This is a genomic window from Streptomyces sp. NPDC017993 (assembly GCF_044328065.1).
Taxonomy (GTDB): Bacteria; Actinomycetota; Actinomycetes; order Streptomycetales; family Streptomycetaceae; genus Streptomyces.
Window position 1 is genome coordinate 25,421 of the sequence record NZ_JBIRGO010000010.1, and the last position, 25,727, is coordinate 51,147.

The 25,727-nt window shown below is 70.6% G+C and carries 16 protein-coding genes; 3 read left to right on the plus strand and 13 right to left on the minus strand.

What is annotated here, in order from left to right; translation table 11 throughout:
- Positions 1–602 precede the first annotated feature (602 nt).
- From ACH4FH_RS19635 to ACH4FH_RS19665, 7 genes are all read right to left on the minus strand, one after another.
- The gene (locus ACH4FH_RS19635; protein ID WP_398557141.1) at positions 603–1,937 is read right to left on the minus strand and encodes a S8 family serine peptidase; all 1,335 of its coding nucleotides are present in this window, start codon (positions 1,935–1,937) and stop codon (positions 603–605) included.
- 90 nt (positions 1,938–2,027) lie between these two features.
- Positions 2,028–3,491: a hypothetical protein gene (locus ACH4FH_RS19640; protein ID WP_398557142.1), complete on the minus strand. Its 1,464-nt coding sequence runs from the start codon at positions 3,489–3,491 to the stop codon at positions 2,028–2,030.
- Positions 3,492–3,559: 68 nt separating this feature from the next.
- Positions 3,560–3,889, minus strand: a complete 330-nt coding sequence (locus ACH4FH_RS19645) for a hypothetical protein (protein ID WP_398557143.1) — start codon at positions 3,887–3,889, stop codon at positions 3,560–3,562.
- Positions 3,882–5,156 carry a type VII secretion-associated serine protease mycosin gene (gene mycP, locus ACH4FH_RS19650; protein ID WP_398557144.1) on the minus strand — a complete coding sequence of 425 codons (1,275 nt, stop codon included), beginning with the start codon at positions 5,154–5,156 and terminating at the stop codon, positions 3,882–3,884. Before mycP ends, ACH4FH_RS19645 begins: the two co-directional genes overlap by 8 nt.
- A 229-nt stretch (positions 5,157–5,385) precedes the next feature.
- Positions 5,386–5,679 carry a WXG100 family type VII secretion target gene (locus ACH4FH_RS19655; RefSeq protein ID WP_398557145.1) on the minus strand — a complete coding sequence of 98 codons (294 nt, stop codon included), beginning with the start codon at positions 5,677–5,679 and terminating at the stop codon, positions 5,386–5,388.
- Between the two features lie 125 nt (positions 5,680–5,804).
- Entirely contained in the window at positions 5,805–6,128 is a 324-nt protein-coding gene (locus ACH4FH_RS19660) for a WXG100 family type VII secretion target (protein ID WP_398557146.1), read from the minus strand.
- Positions 6,129–6,480: 352 nt separating this feature from the next.
- The gene (locus ACH4FH_RS19665) at positions 6,481–8,154 is read right to left on the minus strand and encodes a type VII secretion protein EccB (protein WP_398557147.1); all 1,674 of its coding nucleotides are present in this window, start codon (positions 8,152–8,154) and stop codon (positions 6,481–6,483) included.
- 307 nt (positions 8,155–8,461) lie between these two features.
- Here ACH4FH_RS19665 and eccE point away from each other — a divergent pair, with 307 nt between their 5' ends.
- From eccE to ACH4FH_RS19680, 3 genes are all read left to right on the plus strand, one after another.
- The gene (gene eccE, locus ACH4FH_RS19670) at positions 8,462–9,685 is read left to right on the plus strand and encodes a type VII secretion protein EccE (protein WP_398557148.1); all 1,224 of its coding nucleotides are present in this window, start codon (positions 8,462–8,464) and stop codon (positions 9,683–9,685) included.
- Entirely contained in the window at positions 9,685–10,539 is an 855-nt protein-coding gene (locus ACH4FH_RS19675) for a hypothetical protein (RefSeq protein ID WP_398557149.1), read from the plus strand. Before eccE ends, ACH4FH_RS19675 begins: the two co-directional genes overlap by 1 nt.
- Before the next feature lie 331 nt (positions 10,540–10,870).
- Complete coding sequence (locus ACH4FH_RS19680) at positions 10,871–13,564, plus strand: SCO5717 family growth-regulating ATPase (RefSeq protein ID WP_398557150.1); 2,694 nt, start codon at positions 10,871–10,873, stop codon at positions 13,562–13,564.
- A gap of 157 nt (positions 13,565–13,721) precedes the next feature.
- Here the strand turns inward: ACH4FH_RS19680 and ACH4FH_RS19685 are convergent, their stop codons facing one another.
- From ACH4FH_RS19685 to infB, 6 genes are all read right to left on the minus strand, one after another.
- Positions 13,722–14,669 carry a bifunctional riboflavin kinase/FAD synthetase gene (locus ACH4FH_RS19685; RefSeq protein ID WP_398557151.1) on the minus strand — a complete coding sequence of 316 codons (948 nt, stop codon included), beginning with the start codon at positions 14,667–14,669 and terminating at the stop codon, positions 13,722–13,724.
- A 265-nt stretch (positions 14,670–14,934) separates the two neighbouring features.
- Positions 14,935–20,322, minus strand: coding sequence for a hypothetical protein (locus tag ACH4FH_RS19690; protein WP_398557152.1), 5,388 nt, complete (start codon positions 20,320–20,322; stop codon positions 14,935–14,937).
- Positions 20,323–20,663: 341 nt separating this feature from the next.
- Complete coding sequence (gene truB, locus ACH4FH_RS19695; RefSeq protein ID WP_398557153.1) at positions 20,664–21,644, minus strand: tRNA pseudouridine(55) synthase TruB; 981 nt, start codon at positions 21,642–21,644, stop codon at positions 20,664–20,666.
- The gene (rbfA, locus tag ACH4FH_RS19700; RefSeq protein ID WP_398557154.1) at positions 21,641–22,099 is read right to left on the minus strand and encodes a 30S ribosome-binding factor RbfA; all 459 of its coding nucleotides are present in this window, start codon (positions 22,097–22,099) and stop codon (positions 21,641–21,643) included. The genes truB and rbfA overlap by 4 nt, the downstream gene beginning before the upstream one ends.
- Before the next feature lie 67 nt (positions 22,100–22,166).
- Positions 22,167–22,460 carry a DUF503 domain-containing protein gene (locus ACH4FH_RS19705; RefSeq protein ID WP_033269483.1) on the minus strand — a complete coding sequence of 98 codons (294 nt, stop codon included), beginning with the start codon at positions 22,458–22,460 and terminating at the stop codon, positions 22,167–22,169.
- 122 nt (positions 22,461–22,582) lie between these two features.
- Positions 22,583–25,726 carry a translation initiation factor IF-2 gene (infB, locus tag ACH4FH_RS19710; protein ID WP_398557155.1) on the minus strand — a complete coding sequence of 1,048 codons (3,144 nt, stop codon included), beginning with the start codon at positions 25,724–25,726 and terminating at the stop codon, positions 22,583–22,585.
- Position 25,727: the final 1 nt, after the last annotated feature.

Below are 25,727 nucleotides of genomic sequence, written 5' to 3' on the forward strand. Positions count from 1 at the left end.
TCCTGTGCGGACCGCGCCCGGTCAACCGAACGTGGGCTTGAGGCCGAACGGAATGATCTCGCTGGCGCGGACTGCCGCTTGCCCGCATCGCCGTGTTGATCAGAAGCCTGAATGCCTCGGATCAACCGGCGGATCATTCCTCGAAGCGATGAAGCGACGGGGCAATGGGGCGATGACGGAGCGGCGAAAAGGAGGGCCTACCCGGCCGCTTCTCGGCCTCTCCTCGGTCTCTCCTCGGCCTCATCCACGCGCAAAGCACCCTCTTGAGCGCTCCCACTCGGCAAAGCACTTCCGCGCACTCCACGGCCGAACTGAGCGGGGCCCGAGCAAACCTGGGCGAACAATTCCCGCGTCAGCTGCAGCCCTCGTAGCGGCTCACGCAAGCGCCTGTACCCCGCTACCGCGACAGCCTCCCGAGCGCCGATCCACGTACCGCCAATGCCGGCCTGAACTCCGGCCGCGGCCATCCCATGCATCGAAGCGAGGCTCGTTATCTCATACGCCGTCGCCATCTCCCGGTGACTTCGTCAGGCACCGCACAACGAAAAGGGCCCACAGCCTCCAGGCTGTGGGCCCCAATCAAAACTCAACCAGCTAGCTGTCTACCGTCCCGGAGGCTGGGTGGGAGGCGCCGGCGGGTAGGCGCCCGGGGCGCCCTGCTGATACGGGCTGTTCGGCTGGGGCACGAAACCCGGACCGCCACCACCGCCATATCCACCGGGACCGCCAGGACCACCGGGGCCGCCCGGAGGCGGGCCGTTCCGACGGCTCTTACGACGCACGACCAAAACGATCGCCACGATGATTCCCACAACCACAAGGCCGACCACAACGAGCAACCCGATGAAGAGCGGACTCCACCCCGGCTTCTCCACTGCCTGGGACGATCCCCCCTTGCCGTCGGTGCCCTGGGAAGCCGCCGGGTTCTCCGCAGACGGCGAAGACCCCACCTTCGGCATCTTCAGGGGACCGTTCTTCGCCCCAGCAGGAATCTCGCGCTTGAGAGCGGCGAGCGGCTGGATGAACCCGTAGCCGTACTTCTGGTCGGGGAGCGAGGTGCCCTTGGCCGAGGCAGGGAGGCCGGCGGTCTTGGTCAGGCGGTTGACGAGTTGACCGGCGGTCAGGTCGGGGAACTTCTCTCGGAGCAGTGCGGCGGCTCCAGACGTAAGCGCCGCGCTGTCGGAGGTTCCTGTACCTTTTCGATACCGCGAACTATCCCATCCGGTGGAAACAATGTCGGTCGCAGGTGCCGAAAGCAAGACTGACGACCCGTAATTGGAATCAGGCCAAATCTCACCAGAGTTCTGCACTCCGCCGACAGTCAAGACACCCGGGTAGTTTCCGGGGTACTGGATGGCATCGGGCCCTCCCTTGCCATCATTTCCCGAAGCCGTCACCACCAGAACCTTGTGCTTCAGGGCATAGGCGATGGCATCAGCTTCTCCTTTTGCGCCACTGGTGCCCTGCGAAATGTTGATGACCGAGGCGCCCTTATCAACCGCATAGCGAATCGACGAGGCAAATCCGTCCGGGCCCAATCCACGATCCCGCAAGGGCAGAATCTTAGCATCGGGGGCAAGCCCCTTCACGCCCTCGGCGCCTCCAGGTCCATGCCCGTGCCCAGCGATCTCTCCAGCCATCTGGGTGCCGTGGATATCGTCACCCTCTGGCTCCGCAGAGCCCCCATCAATAAAGTCCTTGCCAGGAAGCACATTGGCCGTCAGGTCCTGGTGCTTGGAATTGACCCCGTCGTCGATGACGGCAACGGTCACTCCCTTACCTGTAGCAATTTTCCAGATTTCCTCAGCTTTGAAAGCCTTCAGAGGCCATTGGGCATCTCGGATCTGGTCTGCCGAAGCAACCGGTGCGGTGCCGAAGAGCAGTGCTCCCGCCACAACCGCGCCGCCCACCACACGCAGCCTCCGCGTGAAGCTCATGCTTTAACACCTCTCCTAACAGGGCGGGGCCCACGGCCCCAAGAGCCGCGGGCCCCGCCTTGTTACCACCGAATTGCTGACAACCGGTTACTACTCGATGACCTTCGGGGCAACGTTACGCTCCGACGTCCAGGTCTCCTCGTCCTCCACAAGGTAGTCGGGACGCTCGCCGTTCTCGCCCTTTTCCTTGCCCTTGGCGCCATGAGCACCAGGTGCGCCCATCATGCCGGAAGGCCGACGGCCGTCTGCACCGGCACCTGCCTGAGCCCCGCCGCGGGAACGGTGGAGACCCGATCCCCCCTGCCCGGCGCCGCTGGCCTTGCCACCACCTGCACCGATGACACCGCCCTTCTGACGGGCCAACGCGCCACGACCGCCGCCTGCGCCCTTGCCACCCGCGCCCCGGCCGGCACCTGCGGCACCGCCCATTCCAGGCATGCCTGCGCGGCCACCGCGTGCGCCTGCGCCGGCACCACCGGCACCGACCGCGCCACCACGTCCGCCTGCGCCGACCGCGCCACCGCCGATCATGCCGCCGGCTGTTCCGCCGGTTCCGGAGCCGCCACCGAGGGACCCACCTCCGGCACCGCCGCTCAGGCCGCCACCGCCCAGGCCGCCTCCGGCGCCTCCGCCAGTACCCGCGCCTCCGCCAGGAGGAGTGAAACTGTCAAGTCCTGTACCGACGTTGGGAGTCAGCGTGCCCTTTCCGGGCGGGGGGCAACCGATACCACCGCTGATGCCAGGGTCCTTCGGCGCCTTGATCCCTCCGGAGGAGAAGCCAGGGCCCTTACCCATTCCCGCGATCGAAGGGCTGCCTACCTTGTGCGCGCCCGAGGAGCCGGTGGGCATAGGCATCGGCACAGCCGCCGGCGGCTCGCCACCGGGAGGACCGGGATACTCTTCGCCGCTGTCCCGGCCAGTGCTCCTCTTCCAAGTCCCCATCGACTTGGCCTGAGACACATAAGCCGCGCCCAGCTGCTCCATCTTCACAGCCATGCGCAGCTGCTGCTCTTTGCCCGCGGACAGGCTGCCGGAGTTGTTGTCCAGGGCCTGCTGCGTGCTCATGCTGGGATTGGCCAGGTCACGCTTGACCCCCGCGTCATCCCGGCTGCCGCCGTCCTGAACCCAGTTGACGGCCTTGTTCGCCGTGCTCGGCTTCTCCATCGACTCGACCTCGGGCTTGAGCTGCTCAAGGATCGTCGCAGCGTTCTTCATCGCCCGGGAGGTGTAGTCGGCGTACATGGCGCCGTCCGAGATCTTCTTGCTGATCTTCTGCGCTTGCGCCTTGAACTTCTCGGCCGCGTCACCGTTCCAGTGCTCGAGCACCTCTTTCACGGCAGCGTCGAACGCACCCTTGACTCCGCCCCCGCCGCCACCGACGAGCTGGGTGTGCACGTCCTTCCAGCCCTGCGAAACGTTGTGTACCTCGCTGGGGTTGGACGCCTTCACCATGGCCTTCATGGTGTCCATGTCCATCTCGGCGAAGTTTGTTTCATGCTCGGCGGCATAGCACATCGTTGCCGGCATGTACTCGTACTCGACGTCACCACTCACGATTCAATCCCCCTCTGCTGCTCTCCACGCTGACTACAGATACGCACTTGACCGATACCGACGCCACATCAGCCACCGGACATGTTCGTCGAGGTGTCGGCTTCCTGGTTCTGGTAGTTGCCGTGCACCTTCTTCGTCTTGGTGCCGAACTCGTCCGTCACGTCGTGGAGGTGCTGAACAACTTCCTCGATGTGCGTCTTCATTTGCTTGTGCGCGTCAGTCAGCTTCTGCGCCTCAAGGAAATTAGCCCCAGGAGCGTCGGCGCCCAGCGCGTTGGGCGACAGCGACGTCTTGTACCGGGTGTCAGCGTTGGCGTTACCAAGATCCTTCAGGACGTTATTGAGCTTCCTGATGGTCTCTTCCAGCGCGCTGAGATCTACCCGATATTGCTCACCCATGGATTGACTCCCCGTGTGTCGTGAAACCAGTCTTCCGACGCCAATCGCGGATCGCGACGGCGGAGCCTACAACCGCGGCAACGGCCAGAAGTCCGCCCCCGACGATGTAGATGGCGATCCGGGCGCGTCGCTCCTCGGCGCTTTCGCCGATGGTGAGTGCGGCCGGTTGGATGTTGGCGCCGTCGGCCGAGTTGGAGGGCTTGTCCGGCTCGGGAGCGGCAGTGGGACGGGTGTCGTCGTTGAGGGCGGCAACCGGGTCGACGACACCCCAGCCGATGTTGTTGTCCCGGTCCCTGCGCACGCGCTCGGCGGTCTGCTCCAGGTGCCAGATGACTTCTTCCGGCGTCCATCGGTCACTGCCGGTGCGGTGCTTGGCGATGAGGAGTGCCGCAGCTCCCGCGGCGTACGGGGCGGCGAAGCTGGTGCCCTGGTCGACGCAGTTGCCGCCGTTGGGGACGGTGGAGACCATGTCGACGCCCGGCGCGGCGATGTCGACGAAGTCTCCGCGCTGGGAGAAGGGCGCGCGCTCGTTGCTGCGGTCCGAGGCGGCGACGCCGAGGACGTTGCTGAACTCCTTGAACGCGGCGGGGAACATGCTCTTCTCCTCGCCGTCCGCGCCTCCGTTGCCCGCCGAGGCCACGACGAGCACGTTGTTCGCCTCGGCGTTCGCGATCGCGTTCTTGAGGGGGGTCAGCTGGTCCTCGCTGGCACCCGTGCCCTGGGAGATGTTGATGATGTCGACTTTGGCCTTCACCGCGTCATTGATGGCCTTGGCCAGACTGTTGGCGGTGCCCGCCTTCTCGTCGCTGGTCTGCTGGTAGGGAATGACCTTCGCCTCAGGGGCGATACCGACCAAGCCGGAGTCCCGCCAGGGGCGGGCGGCGATGATGCCGGCGACCTTCGTCCCGTGGCCGACCCGGTCGTCGGTCGGGTTGCCGTTCACGTAGCTCTTGCCGCCGGAACCGATCGCGGTCTTCACCTGCTGGTTGCCCGCGTCGATACCTGTGTCAATGACGGCGACCCGGACGCCCTTGCCCTCGGTGACCGCCCACATCTGTTTGGTCAGCAGGCGCTGCAGCGCCCACGGAGTCTCCTTGATGTTTTCGGCACCGAACTTGCACTCTCCGCTGTTGAGCGGAACGTTCTCGTCCGCGACCGCCGGCGCAGCGGTGGCGCAGGAGAGGCCGGCGGCGCACGCCGCCGTGACCAGTGCGACCGCCGCTCGCTGGCGATGCCCGGCTCGGTGACGTATGGCGCGAGATCCCACGGGTTGTCTGCTCTCCATGTGTGTGGCGGGTTGGGCCCGGAACAACGGGTCAATTATGAGGTGCGGAAGCGGTGGTGCAGGGGTAGATGTCGAGATGTGGTGCAGGTGTGACGAGGTGGTTACGGACGGCAGAAGGGCGAGCGCACTTGAAACAGCGCGCCCGCCCTCATTGACCACTGTGCGAGCCGTCGGGGCTGCTCAGCCGTTGTGCCATGTGCCTGACGCTGGGTCAGCCGCCCCAGATCGCCGAGTTCTTGGACTCGGTGCTCTGGTAGTTCTGCGCCGCGGTGTCCAGCGCCTTGGCGATGGCCTCCAGGGTCGAGTGCAGGGACGCAGCGCGCTGGTCCCACTCGCGCTGGCGGGCCTGGTAGCCCTCCTGCGCAGCACCTTCCCAGCTGGCAGCGATCTTCTTGACGCCCGACTCAAGGTCGTCGAGCTGAGTGCGAATGTTGTTAGCCGTACCGCGCACGTCGGAAGCGGCCTGCGAGATCGTCGCAAAATTGACGAGGATCTGGCCGGACATAGTGTCTCCTCAGGGAGTTGATGAGGCCTGGTCGATACACATGCCGCAGCGGGCCGGCGGAGTCACCCGGCTGGCCCGTGCTGCGGCGGCTGGGCCGTGGCGCCGCGGAAAGCGACGCGGCCACGTCATCCGAACGGGGAAGCCTGCGCGGAGACCTGCGAGATCGACTGAGCCTGCTCCTCTTCGGAGGCAGAGTAGTTCTTCGTGGTCGAGTCGATCGCTTCCTTGATCTCACCCAGAAGCTGGTTGAGACGGTTGGCGTCCTCGTTCACCTGCGACTGCAGCTGGTTGTACGAAGAAGCCGCAGCACCCCTCCACCCGGACGTGATGGTGTCGACGACCGTGTTCAGGCGAGAGATCTCGCCCTGGATCGACTGGTTGACCGAGGAGATGCGGCCGCTGAACGCAACCATCTCCTCCTCGGTGGTAGTGAACTGCTGACCAGCCATAAGTCAACGTCCCCCATGAGACTCGTACGTCGGCCGCGCCGCGCCGGCTAGGACACTTCGCGGTTGGCATCTCCTGTTGACGCCTCCGGCCACTTTAACCACTCCATACGCCTGTTCCCAACAGCAGGAGGAGTCTTGTGACGGGATCACAACATAGCCAACTGGCGGTCACCGGAGTGTTGTTCAGTGGAATCGGACTAACCTGATGCTATCGGGCATGAACCGGCCACGGTGAATATTTAACGCGAAGATCACAGTGGGGCGGAAGCCGGTACACGCGGCAGGCCGCACCGAGGCCCGAAAAGGGACTCGGTGCGGCCTGCGTACGGAAGTGTGCGTCGCCCCGGAGGTGTCAGGACGTCTGCGGCTTCGCGGCGCTCGGGACGTCCAGGGACGGCCCCTCCGAGAGCAGCTCGGACCAGGCCTTCAGGATCGCGGGCGGGTGCGCGCCCTCGTACCCGAGGTGGATCTGGGCCTTGTTCTGCTCGTCGTCGGCCTTGCCACCCTTGTCTGCGCTGTCGTTGTTCCGCGGGACGGCATAGCGCAGGCCGGTGTCGGTGGTGAGGAACAGCGGGCCGCTCTTCGCTTCGGGTGTGGAGATCTGCTGGTACAGCAGGCCGCTGCCGGGGGTGACGTACGAGCTGGCACCCGAGGCAATCTTCGCCGGGTAGTCCTTGCCGACCCAGGTCTGCATGTTCGGCACGCCGTTCGGGTAGCCGAGCAGCTTGCCGGCCTCACCCGGCGCCTTCGTATTGGTACCCGTGTAGACGCTGCAGCTCACACCGTTCTCGGTGGGGGTGACCAGGCCGCCGGTCTGCGAACCTTCCTTGAAGTTGTTCGCCATGTTGACGGTGTCGCTCGGCCACGGCAGGTCCATATCGGTGCTCCCGACCTTGCCCATGAACTTGACGAACCGGTCCGTGTCGTCCCGCTTGGGGTCGATACTGCCGGTCGCGACGGGCTGCGCCGTCAGCTCCCCGCCCCCCGGATGCAGATCCTGGGCGTTCTGCCCCTCCAGCAGGAGCTTGGCGATGAAGTTCGAGACCAGCTCGACGCCGTCCTGGACCACGACGTACTTCTGTCCGTCACCGGCCACGAGCACCGTGCCGATGGTGTTGTACTTCTCCGGGGCGCCCTTGGCGAGGGTCTTGCCCCCCGCGCCGGTGACCCGCGGCATGAAGATCGGAACCGGGCTCTTGATGACGGTGGCCATCCACTCCGCGGAGACCTTCTGCGGCTCGGCGCCGGAGAAGATGATGCGGCGCAGGTCGCTGTTGGTCTTCTCCCTGCCCTGCGGAGGGGACACATTACCGGCCGCCGTGGAGTCGAACTCGAAGGCCGTGCCGCTGTGGTCGACCAGCCACTTCTTGCCTTCCGGGTCCTCGACGTAGAGGGCCTGGTCGGTGTCCAACTTCCCCCTGTCCTCGACGAGTTGCTTGTCCTTGCCGCCGAGGACGAACACGGCCTGCTGGGTCTTGCTCTTCTCGCCGCTACCGGGGCGGTTGCACACCGCCCAGGTCTTCGGCTTGTCGGCCTCTTCCGTGTCGGGCAGCCGGTCGGGCGCGTACGGAATGCCAATGGCCGGACCGTGCGGAAGCTTTCCGTCCAGCTCCTCTTCCTTGACCTGCACGACCTTGAACTTCGGGTCCAGAAGAAGTCGGGCCGAGGCGAGATTCAGAATCGGATGCAGCAGCTTCTGTTTGTCGGCGCCTTTGCCGCTGTTCAAAACGATGTAACGCGTGGTGGATTTATCCCCGACAATGACGTTCTTCCCCACCTCGTCCCATCCCTTCGGGGCAACGGGCTTGAGAATCCCGCATGCTCCGAAGCCCACGAGGATCAGGACCCCCACCAGGACGCTTGGCAGCACCGCCTTCAGCGGCCTCGGCGCGCTCTCGATCGAGCCGTTCGGCAGCGGCTTCAGAAATGCCGCATTCGTGCGCTTTCGCGCAAACGAATACGCATTCAGCTCGTCCCGACGTGATGCCATTGTTGCTTTCTCTCCCCGTCTGTCGGATCCCACCATCGACCGCCCCCGGCACTCACGCCGTAGCGCCCTCTACTATGCCGTGTGTCGATCGACCCGTACGGTACGGGTGCCACCTTCCAACGCACCAGTCTCAGCGGCGGCCGATACGCCTAGAGGCCACACCACCAGTAGAGGAGCAGGCCGGGGGATGTCCAGCGCCACCAGGGCTCGACGCCGCAATGGGCGGCAACAGCAGCAACAGCCTTCCGCTGCACCGCAATACGCGGGAAACGCTGGCCAAAACGGTACAGCTTCGGGCAACAGAGGAGACCGCGGCCAGGGTTCGGCCCGCCCCGCCGGTCCGGTGTCGCCGCGTTTGCGCCAACAGGCCGGAAACATTGGCGGAGTTCGCGTCCAGCAGCTGGCCATCATCGAGATCGCCGCGGCCCTGGTGCTGGTGGGCTGGTCGATCCACCCTGCCGCGCTGACCGCGGCCGTCGTGGTGGCAGCCGTACTGGTCATCTTCGCGCTCGGCCGGCGCCGTAAGATCCCGTTGCCGGAGTGGATCACGACCGTGCGCGCCATGAAGCGCCGCGGCAAGAACAGCAGTGCGGCGGTCGCCGCGACGCAGGGCGTCGACCCGGCCTTCGCTCCGATCGTCGAGTGCGAGCCGGCGCTGCGCACTTTCGAGTACACCGACTCCGAGCAGCGCGCCATCGGGTTCGTCGGTGACGGCACCTTCCTCACGGCCATCGTGCAGGTGGACGCCAAGGACGAGCCGCTGCGGCCGCAGCGCGGCAGCCACATGCTGCCGCTCGACGTGCTGCATACGGCGCTCGACGTCGAGGACATCCACCTCGAGTCGGTCCAGTTCGTGCAGTACACCCAGCCCGCGCCGGCTCCGCATCTGCCCGAACAGGCCGTTGCCGCACGCTCGTACGCGCCGCTGCAGGCCCAGGCGCAGACGCCGGCCCTGCAGCTCACCTGGATCGCGCTGAAGCTCGATCCGGAGCTGTGCGCGGAGGCCATCGAGGCCCGCGGCGGTGGGATGGAAGGCGCCAAGCGTTCGCTGCTGCGCGCCGCCGACCAGCTCGTCAGCCGGCTGACCGTCCATGGTGTGCGCGCCCGCGTGCTCGCCGAGCGGGAGGTCGTGGCCGCGCTCGGCACCGCGGTCTGTGTCAGCCCGCGGGCCGCCAACGGCGCGATGGGCCGGGACGGCCGGGCCGCCCGCCGCACCCAGGAGACGACCCGTGCCTGGCGCTGTGACGACCGCTGGCACTCCACGTACTGGATCGGCCGGTGGCCCCAGCTGGGCCAGGGCGGCGCGCCGTTGGCCGCCGTCACCCAGCTGCTGACCAGCACCAGGGCGATGGCCAGCACCTTCGCGCTGACCGCGTCGCACGGCGGCGGCCGCGCTCCCGCCATCTCCGGCTACGTCCGCCTGTCGACCCGCAGCGAGAACGAACTCTCCGCCGCGCAGAGCGAGTTGGAGCGGCGCTCCGGTTCTGTGAAGGTGGGGCTCGTACGGCTCGACCGCGAGCAGATGCCCGGCATTCTGGCCACGCTTCCCCTCGGAGGTACCCGCTGATGGCCACGCCCACGTATCAGCCACGTGTCAACACCAGCGGCAACGGCTGGCGCAATCCCCCCATCGGCGGCGCCGGTGCGGGCGGTGGCGGCGGCCGTCGGCTCTCGCACCAACCGCGCCCGGACGAGGAGCAGTCCGGCCCGACCGGTCCCAAGCCGAAGCCCGGCTTCGGCCTGCGCGGTCCCCGGCGCAGCCCGCACGTCCTGACCGCCGAGTCGCTCGGATCGCTGACCCTGCCGGTCGGTGACGACGGCGTGATCATCGGCATAGACCCGCAGAACCAGCCCGCCGTGCTGAGCGTGCTGCGGCCCGCGCCGATGGAGATCGCGCTGGTCGGCAGCATGTGGATGGCGCAGGTGCTGGCGCTGCGTACGGTCGCCATCGGCGCCCGTGTCGCGGTGGAGACCGCGCGCCCGCCGGCCTGGGGCCAGATGGCGCAGGCCGCGGGCGGCGGCCAGCAGTGTGTGTCCATCCACGACGTGCGCCAGATCGCGCCGCAGGGACCGTCGGTTTCCAGCCCGGTGCTGGTCGTACGGGACATGGGTGCGCGTCCGCCGCGCAATCAGCTGGCCCCGAGCCCCTGGCAGTCGGTGCTGACGGTGCTGCCGTTCCTCGGGCCGCGTTCGCCGCAGATGCTGGGCAGGGCCGATCTGGTCGGTTTGCAGCGACTCTCGCCCGAGGAGGCGGAAGTTGTGACGCGAATCATGCGGTTGCCCGAGCAGGTCGGTGCGGTGCTGCCGACGCTCAGCGACAACGCCATGCTCTGGTGCTCGCGGGACGGCCACCAGTTCGTCATGACCCAGCCGACCGAGGCGGAGACCAACCTGCTCGGCGGTCCGCGACGCATGGACTGACCGTGATTGCGGCCCGGTTGGCGGCGGAGCGCGCTGTGCGCGGCGCGTCGGCAACCGGGCCGGGCACGACCTACGGGCGCATCCACGGGTGCGCCCGTAGGTGTGCCCCAAGGGCTTGAAGACGACATGACATCGACTGCCGTTATGGGCCGACTCTTGATTAGGCTGTATGGAGAGCCGCAGGAGCACACCGGCAGCAGTCGATACGGGGATGGAGACAGTTAGTGTTGGCGCAACCCCGGGTGGTGTGTTCCGACTTCCGCTACACCCGATCGATCCGCCTGTATCCGGTCCTGCCGTTCAGGTGCGTTGCAGTACACCAGGAGGCACAGTGAACGAGCAGGAGGCTTTCCGTCCGGACGGGAACGATCCTGACGACGACCAGTCCGAGTTCGACCTGACCGGTGAGTTCAAGATCGATTTTTCGGCTCCGGCCTGGTACGCGAGCAACGACACCAGTGGAGGCGGCGCGGGTGCCGCTGCCTCTCCTGCGCCTCCTCCTGCGCCTTCTCCCGCTCCTCCGCCGATCGGCCAGCCCCTGGCGGGTCCGGCTCAGGGTGGCCCTCCGGGGGCCCCTGCGCCCGGAGTTCCGCAGCAGGGTGCGCCCGGTCCGGCCGCCCCGGCGCCGATGGCCCCGCCGCCCGCGGAGGCCGCGCCGCCCGGGTTCCCGATGCTGCGCCCGAACGGCGACGGTGACGCACCGGCCGCCGCGACTCCCCCGGCCGAGCCGGTGGCGCCCGTCGCGGCGCAGGACGGTGCTGCCACGGATTCAGGCTCCGGTTCCGCCAATGTGCGCGCCGGCAGCGGTGTCGACCCGTCCGCCTCCCTCTGGGATGACGACGACGATGACACGGAGTCGGAAGCCGCGGCGCCCGAGGCCGAGGCGGAGAGCGGTGCCCCCGCGGCTCCCCGGACCGACGTGGCCGCAGCGACCACAGCAAGCAACTCTCCCGCCGAGGCCGGCACTCCGGCCCCCGAGGCATCCGCTCCGGTCGCCGGCCAACCCCCTCAGGGCCAGCCCCAGCCGCAGCAGGGCGCGCCCGTGCAGGGTGCACCGCAGCAGCAGGTTCCGGCCACGCCCCAGCAGGGTGTGCCGCAGGGCGTGCCGCAGCAGGGTCACCCCCAGCAGGGCGCTCCGTGGGGTGCCGCCGGAGATGCGCAGCAGCAGGGTGTGCCCGGCCAGGGTGCGCTGCCTCCCCTACCGCCGGAGTACCAGCCCGCGGACCCGCGGGTGGCACAGGCCCAGGGCGGTCATCCGCAGCAACAGCCCCAGCAGGCCCAGCCGCAGGCTCCCGCGCAGCAGCCCCAGGCGCAGCGGCCGCAGGCCGGCTACCCCCAACAGGGGCAGCCTCAGCAGGGCCAGCCGCAGCAGGCGCCCCCGCAGCAGGGTGGTTACCCCCAGCAGGGCGCACCGGCACAGCAGCAACAGCAGCAACCTGCTTACGGCTACCCGCAGCCCGCCTACGGCTACCCCCAGCAGGCCCAGCCGCAGCAGGCGCCCGCGCAGCAGCACCCCAACCCGCAGGCGCAGCAGGCACAGCAGGCCGGTTACGGCTACCCGCAGACCGGCGCACAGGGCTACCCCCAGCAGGGGCAGCAGCCCGGCTACGACCAGCAGGCGGCGGCGCAGCAGGCAGCTGCCCAGCAGCAGGCCGCGCAGGCCCAGCAGGCGGCCCAGGCTCAGGCCCAGGCCGCTCAGCAGGCTCAGCAGGCGCCGCACCAGCCCCTGCCGGGGCAGCAGGTCGGCGACCCGAACGCGGCGGCGAACTACGCCTCGTACTCCCAGCCCGGTCAGCAGCAGCCGCAGCAGCGGGCCGCCCCCGGCGCGCCGCTCGGCTACAGCGCGGCCGTCGAGCTGACCTCCGACCGACTCCTGCGCAACCAGCCCAAGAAGCGCAAGCCGGGTGCCAACGCCCAGCCGTCGAAGTTCAAGCTGGGCGCGAAGAAGGAGGAGGCGGAGCGCCAGCAGAAGCTCCAGCTCATCCGGACTCCCGTGATGTCCTGCTACCGGATTGCGGTGATCAGCCTCAAGGGCGGCGTCGGCAAGACCACGACGACCACCGCGCTGGGCTCCACCCTCGCGTCCGAGCGCCAGGACAAGATCCTCGCCATCGACGCGAACCCGGACGCCGGCACGCTCGGCCGACGGGTCCGCCGCGAGACCGGCGCGACCATCCGTGACCTGGTGCACGCGATCCCGCATCTGCACAGCTACATGGACATCCGCCGGTTCACCTCGCAGGCCCCTTCCGGCCTGGAGATCCTCGCCAACGACGTCGACCCCGCGGTGTCGACGACGTTCAACGACGACGACTACCGGCGTGCGATCGACATCCTCGGCAAGCAGTACCCGATCATCCTCACCGACTCGGGTACGGGTCTGCTCTACAGCGCGATGCGTGGAGTCCTCGACCTCGCCGACCAGTTGATCATCATCTCCACCCCGTCCGTGGACGGCGCGAGCAGCGCCAGCACCACGCTGGACTGGCTCTCCGCGCACGGCTACGCCGACCTGGTGCAGCGCGGGATCACGGTCATCTCCGGTGTCCGCGAGACCGGCAAGATGATCAAGATCGATGACATCGTGTCGCACTTCGAGACGCGGTGCCGCGGTGTGGTGGTCGTCCCCTTCGACGAGCATCTCGCCGCCGGTGCCGAGGTCGACCTCGACATGATGCGGCCCAAGACCCGCGAGGCGTACTTCAACCTCTCCGCCCTGGTGGCCGAGGACTTCGCGCGGGCGCAGCAGGCCCAGGGGATGTATCCCCAGCAGCAGATGGGCGGCGACCCGTACGCCCAGCAGCAGTACCCGCAGCAGGGGCAGCCGCCGCAGGGCCAGCCCGCCCAGCAGCAGCCGCAGCAGCCGCAGCAGCCGCAGCAGCCGCCGGCCGGATACCCGCCGCAGCAGGGCGGGTGGACCCAGCAGCCCGCGCAGCCGCCTGCCCATTGGCAGCAGCAACAGCCCGCTCCGGACGCGCCGCTGCCGGATCAGCCCGGTTGGCAGCAGCAGCCGCCTCCGCAGTAAGGGGGCGTGCGGGAAGCGCGCAGCAGAAAGGGGCAGGGCCCGGCACGTGAGTGCCGGGCCCTGCCCCTTTCGCGATCATCCTCCGTACGGGTGAACTCCCCTTCGCGCGGAGGCAGTTGGCGAAGCGGAGTGCGGCGCCCGCTCGCCGGGAGGCGCCTCAGGTCGACGCGGCGATCAGCCCTCGTGCCTGCTTCACATCGATCGCCATCCGCTCCAGCAGGGCGTCGAGCGTGTCGAACTTCTCCTGGCCCCGGATGTAGGCGAGGAAGTCCACGCCGACGTGCAGGCCGTACAGATCCAGGCCGACCCGGTCGATGGCGTACGCCTCGACCGTGCGGATCTTGCCGTCGAACTGCGGGTTGGTGCCCACGGAGACGGCCGCCGGCATCGCCTCGCCCTCGACGTGCAGCAGGCCCGCGTAGACGCCGTCGGCCGGGATGGCGGTGTGCGGCAGGGTCTCCACGTTGGCTGTCGGGAAGCCCAGTTCGCGACCGCGCTGCGCGCCCCGTACGACGATTCCCTCGACGCGGTGCGGCCGCCCCAGGACCTCCCTCGCGCCCGTCACGTCGCCGTCCGCGACCAGGCGTCGGGTGAGCGTGGAGGAGAACGGCTCGCCGCCGCCCGCCTCTCCGCGCTCGAAGAGGTCGATGACCTCGACGGTGTAGTCGTAGGTGGTGCCGAGTTCGGTGAGCGTCTCGACGTTGCCGGTGGCCTTGTGGCCGAAGCGGAAGTTGGGGCCCTCCACGACGACCTGCGCATGCAGCTTGTCGACCAGCACCTTCACCACGAAGTCGGCCGGTGCGAGCTTGGAGAACTCCTTGGTGAACGGGAGGATCAGCACCGCGTCCACACCCAGCTCGGCCATCAGCTCCGCCCGCCGGTGGTGCGGGGCGAGCAGCGGCGGGTGGGTACCGGGGCGCACGACTTCGCTCGGGTGCGGGTCGAAGGTGACGACCACCGCGGGAATGCCCAGCTCGCGGGCGCGCGCCACCGCCTTGCCGATGATCAATTGGTGACCGCGGTGCACACCGTCGTATGAGCCGATGGTGACGACGCTGCGTCCCCAGCCCTCGGGGATGTCCTCCAAGCCACGCCAGCGCTGCACTGTGCCCGCTCCTCGCCCGAACTCTTGTCCGTCCACTGCGCCAATGTGCATGGCGCAGGTCTAAGACTGCCATGCCGGAGGCGGAGCTTCGCGCGAAGGGTGGCCTCGCTTCCGTCGCATCGGACATCTGGGTCCGGTCGGTCGCGCGGGACGGCGGAGCGCCGCGCGGACGGCGGAAACCGGTTCCGGCATCGGGACGGCGGTGGGGCTGCCCGCTGCCCGCCCGTCCGCGTACGGAAGGTCAGGGCCCGCTTGCCGACGGTGGTCAGCTCCGGCAGCCGGCGAGCGTGACCCGGGCGCTGGGGCCCACCACCGCCGCCCAGTCGTCCGGCGCCGCGGCCACCCAGTCCTGTACCCGCCGCGCGAAGCCGGGCACCTGCCGACCCAGCTCCACCAGTCGCCGGTCGAAGCAGGCCGCGCCTTCGGGCGTGCGCACCAGCAGCATGCCGGTGCGGTGCACCAACTCGCGGGTGTGGTCCGCCGGGCGTCGCTGCACGTCTTCCGCGGCGGCACGCAGCAGGGCTTCCAGCACGCGCGTGTCGTGTGCGGCCGCCCTTGCAGCTCCGCCTCCCCTAGGCGCATACGGACTGCCGTGGCCCGGAGGCGGTGCGTCGTATGCCTCGCTCGCCAGCAGCACGTCGAGCAGTTCGCGGCGCAGCCGGGCCGACGGGGAAGCACCCACCCGGGCCAGGACGGCGGCGAGCGCGCACCGGACCGTGACGACCGGCCCCGTCAGCAGCTCCACGACGAGCGGTCGCAGAGCGGCGCGCGCGTCGGACCCCTCTTCGAGCCTCCGGTCGACGAACCGGGCGAGGTGCCGGGCGGCGCGCTCGGGGCGGCGCCCGGCGTACGCCCGGATCAGGTCGGCGGCACGACGGGCGAAATCGGCGTGCGGCGGGGCGGAGCCGGTGGGCTGTGGGGTGAGTGCGGGCGTCGGGGCGCCGGGCCGTCCGGGGGCCGGGACGGAGGCCGCCGGACCGCAGGCGTCGGCGAGGACGCGCAGCACCGAGTCGACCGCACACCGGGCGCTGTCCGCGCCGGCACCACAGCAGTCGCCATCGCGATCGCTGTTGCTGTTGCTGTTGCTGTTGCTGTTGCTGTTGCTGTTGCTGTTGCTGTTGCTGTCGATCGAGCCGTCGCTGTCGCTGTCGCCTTGTCCATCGCCGCCGCCGTCGAGCAGTCGGGCCAGGAAGGCGTCGAGTACCGGCTCGGGGTGGGTGCGGAGAGCGCCCGCGAACGCCTCGGCCGGCACCTGTGGCGCACCGGGCCGAGGGTCACCGGCAACAAAGCAGTCCAGGGCGCGGTCGAGGAACCGCGAGCGGGTGGACGGGTCACGCACCAGCAGGGTGAGCGCGGCGCCGTGCTGGGAGACGTCGGCGGGCCTGGCGAGGAGGGCGAGGGCGGCGTAGCGCAGCAGGGCGTGGTCGGTGTCGGTGGCGGCGTAGGGGGCGACGCGCAGCGCGAGAGCGGCCGCCGTGGCCCGGCGATCGGACCGCTCGTCGTACGCCCAGCGGTCCACCGCGCGGCAGACCGCGGAGGGCTCGTCCTCGGCCAGGGCGTCCAGCAGCTCCTGCGCGCCGGGGTGCGCGGCGTCGGCCAACGTGTCGGCCAGGGCCTCCAGAGCCTGCCGGCGGTGGGTGTGCAGCAGGGCTTGGGCGGCGACCGCGACGGTGATCCGCCGTGGCGTGGGACGTACGCGGGCGGGCACGGCCGAGGCCTGGTGCGGCACGCGGCGCTCAGCTGCGGAAGCGCCTCCGGACGGCGAGGCGGAGTCCGCCCGGCTCGCGCCTCCCCGGCCCGGTGTTTGCAGGGGGCGCCGGTCGTCGAGCCAGGCGCAGAGCAGCGGCTGTGTATGCTCGGGGTTCGCGCGCAGCAGCTCGGCGACGAGATCGAGAAACCGCACCGGCTGCGGACGATCAGGCGCTTCGGGGGCCGCGGCGGTTCCGGGAGCTGCTGCGGCTCCGGGCGGCCCGGCCGACTTGTCGGCGGTGGCGGGTCCCGCTGCTCCGGCCGATCGGCGGGCGGTGGCTGGTCCCCCTTTTCCGGCCGATGGGTTCGCTGCGGCTGCTTCCGCTGGGCCGGCCGCATCGGCCCCTGCGGTCGACCTGGTTGCCAGGGCCGGGTCAGTTGCCAGGGCCGGTTCGGTTGCCAGGGCCGGTTCGGTTGCCAGGGCAGCTCCGGCCGCCAAGGCCGCTTCGGTCGACGGGGCTGCTTCCGGGAGACGGGTCTCGGGGGCGGGCGGCGGCGGGGGCGTGGGCATGGGCGTGGCACAAGGCCGCCTGGTTTCAACTGCCCCTCGGTGAGCGGACGTTGACGAAGATCCGGACGGTCCCTCCAGCCCCGGCGGCCTCACCTCAGCCTGCTGCCGTTCGCCGGTCTCCCGCGCGGGGATCTGGGGTGTCGTCGCGGCACCGGGCTCGGCTCCCGGCCGGGACGCGGCTTCGGGCGCCGAGTCGCGGGGCCTCTCGTACGGCCGCTCCCGGGGCGGCTCGGCCGGGCGTGGGACGAAATCCGCCGAATGCACGCGGACGCGCGGCGGCTGTGCGAACGGCCTGGCGGGGCGCCCGCGTACCGGTTCCGAGGGCTCGCCGGCGCCTCCCTCGACGCCGGGGGAGGCCCACGCGTCGGCCCTCCCCTCACCCGTCCTCGTCGCTCCGCGCGGGGGTGGAGTGGGGCCCGCCGTCACGGCTTCGGGCGACGTGCGGGGCGGATGGACACGGTGCGTGCGCCCGAGCACTTCCCCGGACTCCCCCAGCCCCGCCGAAGACCTCCCCTGCGTTCCTCCCGCACTCCCACGCTCCGCGCGCGCTCCCCCGGCACGCCGCTCCTCCGCGTCCATCGCTCCGGCACGCCGCCCCTCCTCAGCCCATGCCTCGGCGTATTGCTCCGCCGCGGAACACCCCTCCGCAGCGAGCCCCTCCTCCGTTCGCGCCGCCCCCTCAGGACGCTCCGCCGACCGGTGCGCGTCACCCAGCCGCTCCGTCTCCCCCTCCACCCGGCCCGCCGCTCCCGCCTCGCCCCTCCGCCCGGCCGTCCTGGCGGTCCGTGTCGCCACCGCGACCGCCGGCGGGCCATCGGCCGGCAGCAGCCTGCGCAGGAGATCCATCCGGTCCGCCTCGGTCAGGGGCAGGCGCCGCCAGAACCATGGCCCGAACGTCTCCAATCCGGTCCGGGCGAAGCCTCCCGCCCGGACGGATCGCTCCGTGATGCGGTCAGCCAGCAGCCGCAGGACACCGGCGTACGGCGTCGCATCCGGGACCCGCAGCAACACCCCGCTCAGGAGGCGCGTCGCCCACCACCGCGCGTCCGCGTACCGCCTTCCGGAGGCGGTCACCGCGTACGCGCCCGCGACGGGACCAGTCACCACCGGCACCAACTCCGCCAGCCGACGCGTCAGTTGGCCCGTCCCTTCACGTCGGGCGAGGAGCAGCAGCGCCTGGACCACGGGCCCGATGCGATGGCCCGGTACGGGGGCGGCAGCACCGCGGGCCGCGGACGCCCCGTCCCCGTACGACGACAGCCGCGCGAACGGCTCTTCGTACGACGCTCCCCCGCCCGGCACCTGGCCTCCCTCCCCCGGCGCCCGCCCGCCTCGGTGCACCAGGACCGACAGAGCGGCGTCGACGTCGAGGTGGGCGCCCTGAAGCCACTCCCCGAACTCCTCATGGGTGAAGCGGTAGCCGCTGCCTGCCGGGGTCAGCAACCCCTCCTCGTGCACCGCGCCGTCCCAGCCCGTCTCCGACGGGAAGAGCGCGGCGAAGGACGCCTCGTCCAGTTCTCCTTGTCCGGGGCCGAGGCAACGGCGTGCCGCCTCGTGCACTTGTCCCGCGACCCGGGCGGCGAGGCGGCGGACGGACGTGCCCCGGAGCGGGGGCCGTTGAGCGGCCGCGAGCCGTACGGCGATGCGCAGACACTGCAGGTCGAGGTAGGCATCGAAGATCTCGTGCCGGTCGGGCACGGCGGCACCGTTCGCTCCCCCGTGGCCCCCGGCGCCTGCTTCCCTCCCGGTACCTGCCACATCCTCCACACCTGCCGCCCGGCGGGCATCCCCCTTCGGCAGCGCCGCCCGGACCTCCGCGAGCAGGCGCAACGACAGCGGGTGCCCGGCGTCCGGCCCCGTCCGCGCACCGGGCGGCAGTCCGTAGCGGGCGCGGGCGCGCTCGGCCTGCGGGCCGGCGAGGTCGCCGAGCCGTACGCAGGGAGGCAGCGCCCAGGGCGGTGCTGCGGGCGAGGCGGCGAGCGGCCGGCTCGGGCGGTGGAGCAGGGCAGGCGGGAAGAGCGCACCGGCCCGCTCCCAGTATTCGGGACGGCAGGCGAGGACCAGCCGCACGTCCGCCGAGCGCAGCCACTCGGTGGTCGCAGCGGTCCACTCGCGCAGGTGGCGCGCGAGGGGAGGCGGCATCTCCTCGGGCCCGTCGAGCAGCACCAGCAGCGGCCGCCCTGCGGCGGCGGCCTGCCGTGTCACGGCCTGCGTGGTGGTGCCGGCCGCGTCACCGAAAGTCCCCCCGGACGTCGCGACGGTCCGGCCCGCGGCGCACAGAGCCCGGTCCACCGCCGCGCGAAGCCCCTCGTCTCCGGCCCGCAGATCGGCGCCGCGCAGCCTGAGCGTCGGACCCGGCGATCCGCTCTGCGCCCGTCGCTCGGCGAGAGCGGTCAGTTCGGTGCTCCGCCCCGTCCCCGGCTCGCCGACCAGCCCCAGCACCAACGACCCGCGCCCTCCCCGCCCGCCGGGCACCGTGTCCTCCCCCTCGGCCCGCGCCTCCGGCTCCTCCCCTTCCTCACCCGCTCCCGGCAGGTCCCCCGCCACCACCCCGAAGAGTGCGAACTCCCGTGCTGCTTCCGGCCGTTCGACCGGATCGCGCCACCCCCGGGGCTGCCCTGCGTGGCCCGAGGAGATCGCGGACAGATGCAGGGCACCCGCGAGATTCAGCTCGCTGCCGTAGGCCGGAACGGTCTCCGCATTGCGTTCCAACAGCGCCACCAACGCATTCCGTGACGTCGTCTCCGCCGCCGCGCGCAGGGGAATCGCGAATCCGTCCGCCCGGCGCCCGGAGTGCAGCGCGGTGCCGAGCACACCGAGCACCGCCCCCGTCCGCGCGTCCAGCACCGGCCCGCCGGCCGCCACCCCGCCCAGCCGCAGCGCCTCCCGCCCCCGGGGGCAGAGCGTCAGCTCCAGCGCCTCGTCGAGGGGATGGAAGAACTCCGTCGCCGTGTACGTGACCCCCGCCCCCGCGCCGACGACCGTGCCCTCCAGCCAGCTACCGGCCCAGAGCCGTACGCGGGTCCCCTCGGCGGGCCGGGCCGCCGCGACCGGCAGCGGCGACAGCCGGGGAAAGCCGAATCCGTCGGTCCGTACGAGGGCCAGGTCGGACTCCGGCAGCGGTGTGACGGCGTCGGCGGACACCAGCCGGGCCGGCTCCGCGCCGCCGACGACCGCCTCCGTGAGCGACCCTCCGAACGTGCCCCCGGACGCGCCCCCCGATGCGCTGTGCGCCAGGGGCTGCAGCACCACCCGGGTCAACCCGTCCACCGCTTCGTGGCTGGTAATGACCGTGCCGCGGTGATCCGCCAGGAACCCCGTCCCGCGCGCCCTACCTGCCAGATCACGGATACGCACCAATGCTTTTTCCGCGTCGGCATCCAGCCACGTCATCGCCGATCCTCCCCGCCGTTCCCGTGCTCCCGACGGTAAGCAGGCGATGATCTTCTGGACAGGGCCACTGGCAAACGCGCCCCCTTCCACGCCGTGATTCACTCCGGGCGCCTGCCCGAATGAGTGAACCGCCAGGGCTCGATGGATACAGACAGGGGGAGGGAGATGGTGGAGCGCGATCCGGCTTCGCGTCCGGCCGGGCGGCTCGCGTTCCACCACCTTCCGCGGGGCTCACGCGGCCTTCCGGCCCCCACACGCCGCGAGGGCCGGGCCCGGAGCGATCCCTCGCCCGAGCCCGGCCCTCACCTTCAACAATCTGCCACCGGCCTGCCGGCTCGGCCTCAGGCGAACACCGCCATGCTCTTGGCCTTGCCACCCTGGTTCTCCACCAGGGCGAGGAAGGTACCGTCCGGCGCGAAGGCCGCGACCGGTCCCTCCCCGTCGAACAGCGGCATCGGGATCCGCGCGCCGTTGAGCAGCGGCTTGACCTGCTGCTCGGCCACGTCCCAGCGGGTGAAAGCGGCGGCCGCCGCGTCCCCGATCGGCATGACCGGCAGCCCGGCGCCCTCGGAGTCGTCGACCGCGGCCTGCAGCTGTTCGAGCGTGCGCGCCCGGTCCAGCTTGTACGGGCCGACGCGGGTGCGCCGCAGAGCCGTCAGGTGACCGCCGACGCCTAGCCCGGCACCGAGGTCACGGGCCAGCGCCCGGATGTACGTGCCGGACGAGCACTCGACGGAGACCAGCAGGTCGGTCACCGGGGTGCCGTCCTCCGCCTCGGCCTCGTGCGCGGAGTGGACCACGAAGGACGAGATGGTGACCGGCCGGGCCGGGATCTCCACGTCCTCGCCGTCGCGGACCCGCGAGTACGACCGCTTGCCGTCGATCTTGATGGCGCTGACCTTCGACGGGACCTGCATGATCGCGCCGGACAGTTCGGCGACACCGGCGTCGATGTCCGCACGGCTGATGCCGTGCGCCGCCTTCGACGCGGTGATCTCGCCCTCCGCGTCATCGGTGACCGTCGTCTGCCCGAGCCGGATCGTGCCGACGTACTCCTTCTCCGTCAGCGCGAGATGGCCGAGCAGTTTGGTGGCCCGCTCGATGCCGAGCACGAGCACGCCCGTCGCCATCGGATCGAGGGTGCCGGCGTGCCCGACGCGGCGGGTGCGGGCCATTCCCCGCATCTTCGCCACGACGTCGTGCGAAGTGAAGCCGGCCGGCTTGTCGACGATGACCAGGCCCGCCGGCCGCCCCCCACCGCCCTTGCCGGAGCGCGCCGCACGCTCGCCACTCCCGGCCGGCTTGGTGCTCTCACTCTTCATTCTGTTGCTGCGCCCTCGTCGTCCTCGTCGTCCTCGCCCGGCTTGCGGTACGGGTCCGCCTCGCCGGCGTACTGGGCGCCCGAGGACACCTCGCGCACCGCGGCGTCCGAGGCCCGCGCCTTGTCGAGCAGATCGTCGATCGTCTTGGCGTTCTCCGGCAGGGCGTCCGGCACGAAGGTCAGCGTCGGCGTGAACTTCGTGCCCGCCGCGGAACCGACCGCGGAGCGCAGGATGCCCTTGGCGCTCTCCAGGCCGGCGGCCGCGCTGGCCCGCTCCTCGTCGTCGCCGTAGACCGTGTAGAAGACCGTGGCCTCCCGCAGGTCGCCGGTGACCCGGGTGTCCGTGATGGTCACGTGCGTGCCGAGTCGCGGGTCCTTGATTCCGCGCTGCAGCTTCTGGGCGACCACCTCCCGGATGAGGTCCGCCAGCTTCTTCGCCCGCGCATTGTCGGCCACTGGTCCGTCTCCTTCTTGTCTTCCACAATTGTGCTTCCACCGGCGACGCGCCGCCCGATCTTCAGGGTCAGTCGTCGTCGCCGTGCAGCCGCCGCCGTACCGACAGCAGCTCCACTTCGGGCCGTGCGGCGACCAGGCGCTCGCAGCGGTCCATGACATCGGTGAGATGCCCCGTGTCCCCGGAGACCACCGCCAGGCCGATCGTGGCCCTGCGGTGCAGATCCTGGTCCCCGACCTCGGCGACGCTCACCGCGAATTTGCGGTGCAGTTCGGCGACGATCGGGCGGACGACGGAACGCTTCTCTTTCAGCGACCGTACGTCGCCGAGAAGCAGGTCAAAGGACAGTGTCCCTACGTACATGCAAGACGGGTCAAGCCACCCGCGGGGCCTTAGGCGTTCGGGTCTTTTCGAACCGTACACGGAACGGCCGGGGCCGATCGACGGAATATCCTCCGCCGACCGGCCCCGGAACCGCTGCGTGATCAGCCGCGCGGCTTCTCGCGCATCTCGTACGTCGCGATGACGTCGTCGATCTTGATGTCGTTGAAGTTACCGAGGTTGATACCGCCCTCGAAGCCTTCGCGGATCTCGGTGACGTCGTCCTTGAAGCGGCGCAGACCCTGGATGTTGAGGTCCTCCGCGATGACCTTGCCATCGCGGACCAGACGGGCCTTGGTGTTGCGCTTGACCTCGCCGGAGCGGATGAGCACACCCGCGATGTTGCCGAGCTTGGACGAGCGGAAGATCTCGCGGATCTCCGCGGTACCGAGCTCGACCTCCTCGTACTCCGGCTTGAGCATGCCCTTGAGGGCCGCCTCGATCTCCTCGATCGCCTGGTAGATGACCGAGTAGTACCGGACGTCGACGCCCTCGCGGTCGGCCATCTGCGTGGCACGGCCTTCGGCGCGCACGTTGAAGCCGATGACGATCGCGTCGGAGCCGGACGCCAGGTTGATGTCGGACTCCGTGACCGCACCGACGCCGCGGTGCAGCACGCGGATGTCGACCTCTTCGCCGACGTCGAGCTGGAGCAGCGAGGACTCGAGAGCCTCCACCGAACCGGACGCGTCGCCCTTGATGATGAGGTTGAGCTGCTGCACCTCGCCGGCCTTGAGCACCTTGTCGAGGTCCTCGAGGGACACCCGGCGGGTGCGCTTGGCGAAGGCGGCGTTGCGCTCGCGCGCCGCGCGCTTCTCGGCGATCTGACGGGCCGTACGGTCCTCGTCGACAACCAGGAAGTTGTCGCCGGCACCCGGGACGTTGGTCAGACCCAGGACCAGGACGGGGGTCGACGGACCCGCTTCCTCGACGTGGTTGCCCTTGTCGTCGAGCATCGCCCGCACTCGGCCGTACGCGTCGCCGACGACCATCGTCTCGCCGACGCGCAGCGTGCCGCGCTGGACCAGGACGGTCGCCACGGCGCCGCGGCCACGGTCGAGGTGAGCCTCGATCGCGATGCCCTGCGCGTCCTGCTCCGCGTTGGCGCGCAGGTCGAGCGAGGCATCCGCGGTCAGGACCACGGCTTCGAGCAGCTGCTCGATGTTCAGGCCCTCACGAGCGGAGATGTCGACGAACATGGTGTCGCCGCCGTACTCCTCGGCCACCAGACCGAACTCGGTGAGCTGACCGCGCACCTTGGTCGGGTCGGCACCCTCGACGTCGATCTTGTTGACCGCGACCACGATCGGCACATCGGCCGCCTTGGCGTGGTTCAGGGCCTCGATCGTCTGCGGCATGACACCGTCGTTGGCCGCCACCACGAGGATCGCGATGTCGGTCGACTTGGCACCACGGGCACGCATGGCGGTGAACGCCTCGTGACCCGGGGTGTCGATGAAGGTGATCCGACGCTCTTCGTCGTTGACCTCGGTCGCGACCTGGTAGGCACCGATGTGCTGGGTGATGCCGCCGGCCTCGCCCGCGATGACGTTCGTCTTGCGGATCGCGTCGAGCAGTCGCGTCTTACCGTGGTCGACGTGACCCATGACGGTCACCACCGGCGGACGCGCGACGAGCATTTCCTCGCCGCCCTCGTTCTCACCGAAGTCGATGTCGAAGGACTCGAGAAGCTCGCGGTCCTCCTCCTCCGGGCTGACGATCTCGACGACGTAGTTCATCTCGTCGGCGAGCAGCTGGAGGGTCTCATCGGTGACCGACTGGGTCGCGGTGACCATCTCACCCAGGTTCAGCATGACCTGGACGAGCGACGCCGGGTTGGCGTTGATCTTCTCGGCGAAGTCCGTCAGCGAGGCACCGCGCGACAGGCGAACCGTCGCACCGTTGCCACGGGGCAGCATGATGCCGCCCACCGACGGGGCCTGCATGGCCTCGTACTCCTGACGCCTCTGCCGCTTCGACTTGCGGCCACGACGCGCCGGACCGCCGGGACGGCCGAACGCACCCTGTGTGCCACCACGGCCACCGGGGCCGCCGGGACGACCGGCGAAACCGGGACGACCGCCGAAGCCGCCGCCACCACCGGGACCACCGGGACGACCGGCGAAACCGCCGCCGCCACCGGGACGACCGCCGCCGCCACCGCCACCGGGACGACCGGCGAAGCCGCCGCCGCCACCGGGACGACCGCCGCCGGCACCGCCGGGACGACCGGCACCGCCGGGACCGCGACCGCCGCCGCCACCGGGGCCCGGACGCGGGCCGGCAGCGGGACGCTGCGGCATCATGCCCGGGTTGGGACGGTTACCGCCGCCGCCACCGGGACGCGGAGCGCCACCGGGAGCCGCACCCTGCGGACGGGGCATGCCGCCCGGAGTGGGACGGGCACCGCCCTGGCCACCCTGGGGACGCGGGGCACCCTGGCCGCCGCCCTGCGGACGCGGGCCGCCGGGACCACCCTGGCCGCCGGGACGCGGGGCGCCACCGGGACGGGGGGCCTGCGGACGGGCCATGCCGGTGGAGCCACCGGACGTGAACGGGTTGTTGCCCGGACGGGGGCCGGACGGACGCGCACCGCCGGGACGGCCGCCCTGGCGGTCGCCACCGGGACGCGGAGCGTTACCGCGGCCCTGACCACCCTGACCACCCTGACCGCCTTGACCCTGGGCCGGCGCCGGACGGGCCGGACGCGGGCCGGGGGTGGCACCGGGACGGGGAGCCGACTGACCGGCGGCGGGAGCTGCCGGCGCGGACGGCGGAGCCTGGAACTCGGGCTGCGCGGGGGCAGCGGGAGCAGGCTTGGGCGCCGGGGCCTTCGGAGCCGGCGCGGGGCGCGGGCCCGGGGTGGGCCCGGCGGCGGGGGTGCTGCTCTTCGGGGCTGCCGGAGCCTCGGGCGCCTGCGGCGCCTCGGGGGCCGCCGGGGCCGGAGCCGCGGGGCCCGGCTTGGGCGCGCCCGGCTTCGGGGCAGCGGGACGTGCCGCCTGCGCCGGCGAGGGCGCCGACGGGGACGGCTTTGCGGGGGCCGACTTGCGCGGCGCCGCGGGCTTGCCGGCGGCGCGGCCGTTGCCGCTGCCTGCCTGGAAAGCGTCGGTCAGCTTGCGCACGACCGGCGCCTCGATCGTCGAGGACGCCGAACGGACGAATTCCCCAAGTTCTTGGAGCTTGGCCATGACGACCTTGCTCTCGACGCCGAACTCCTTGGCGAGTTCGTATACCCGGACCTTAGCCACT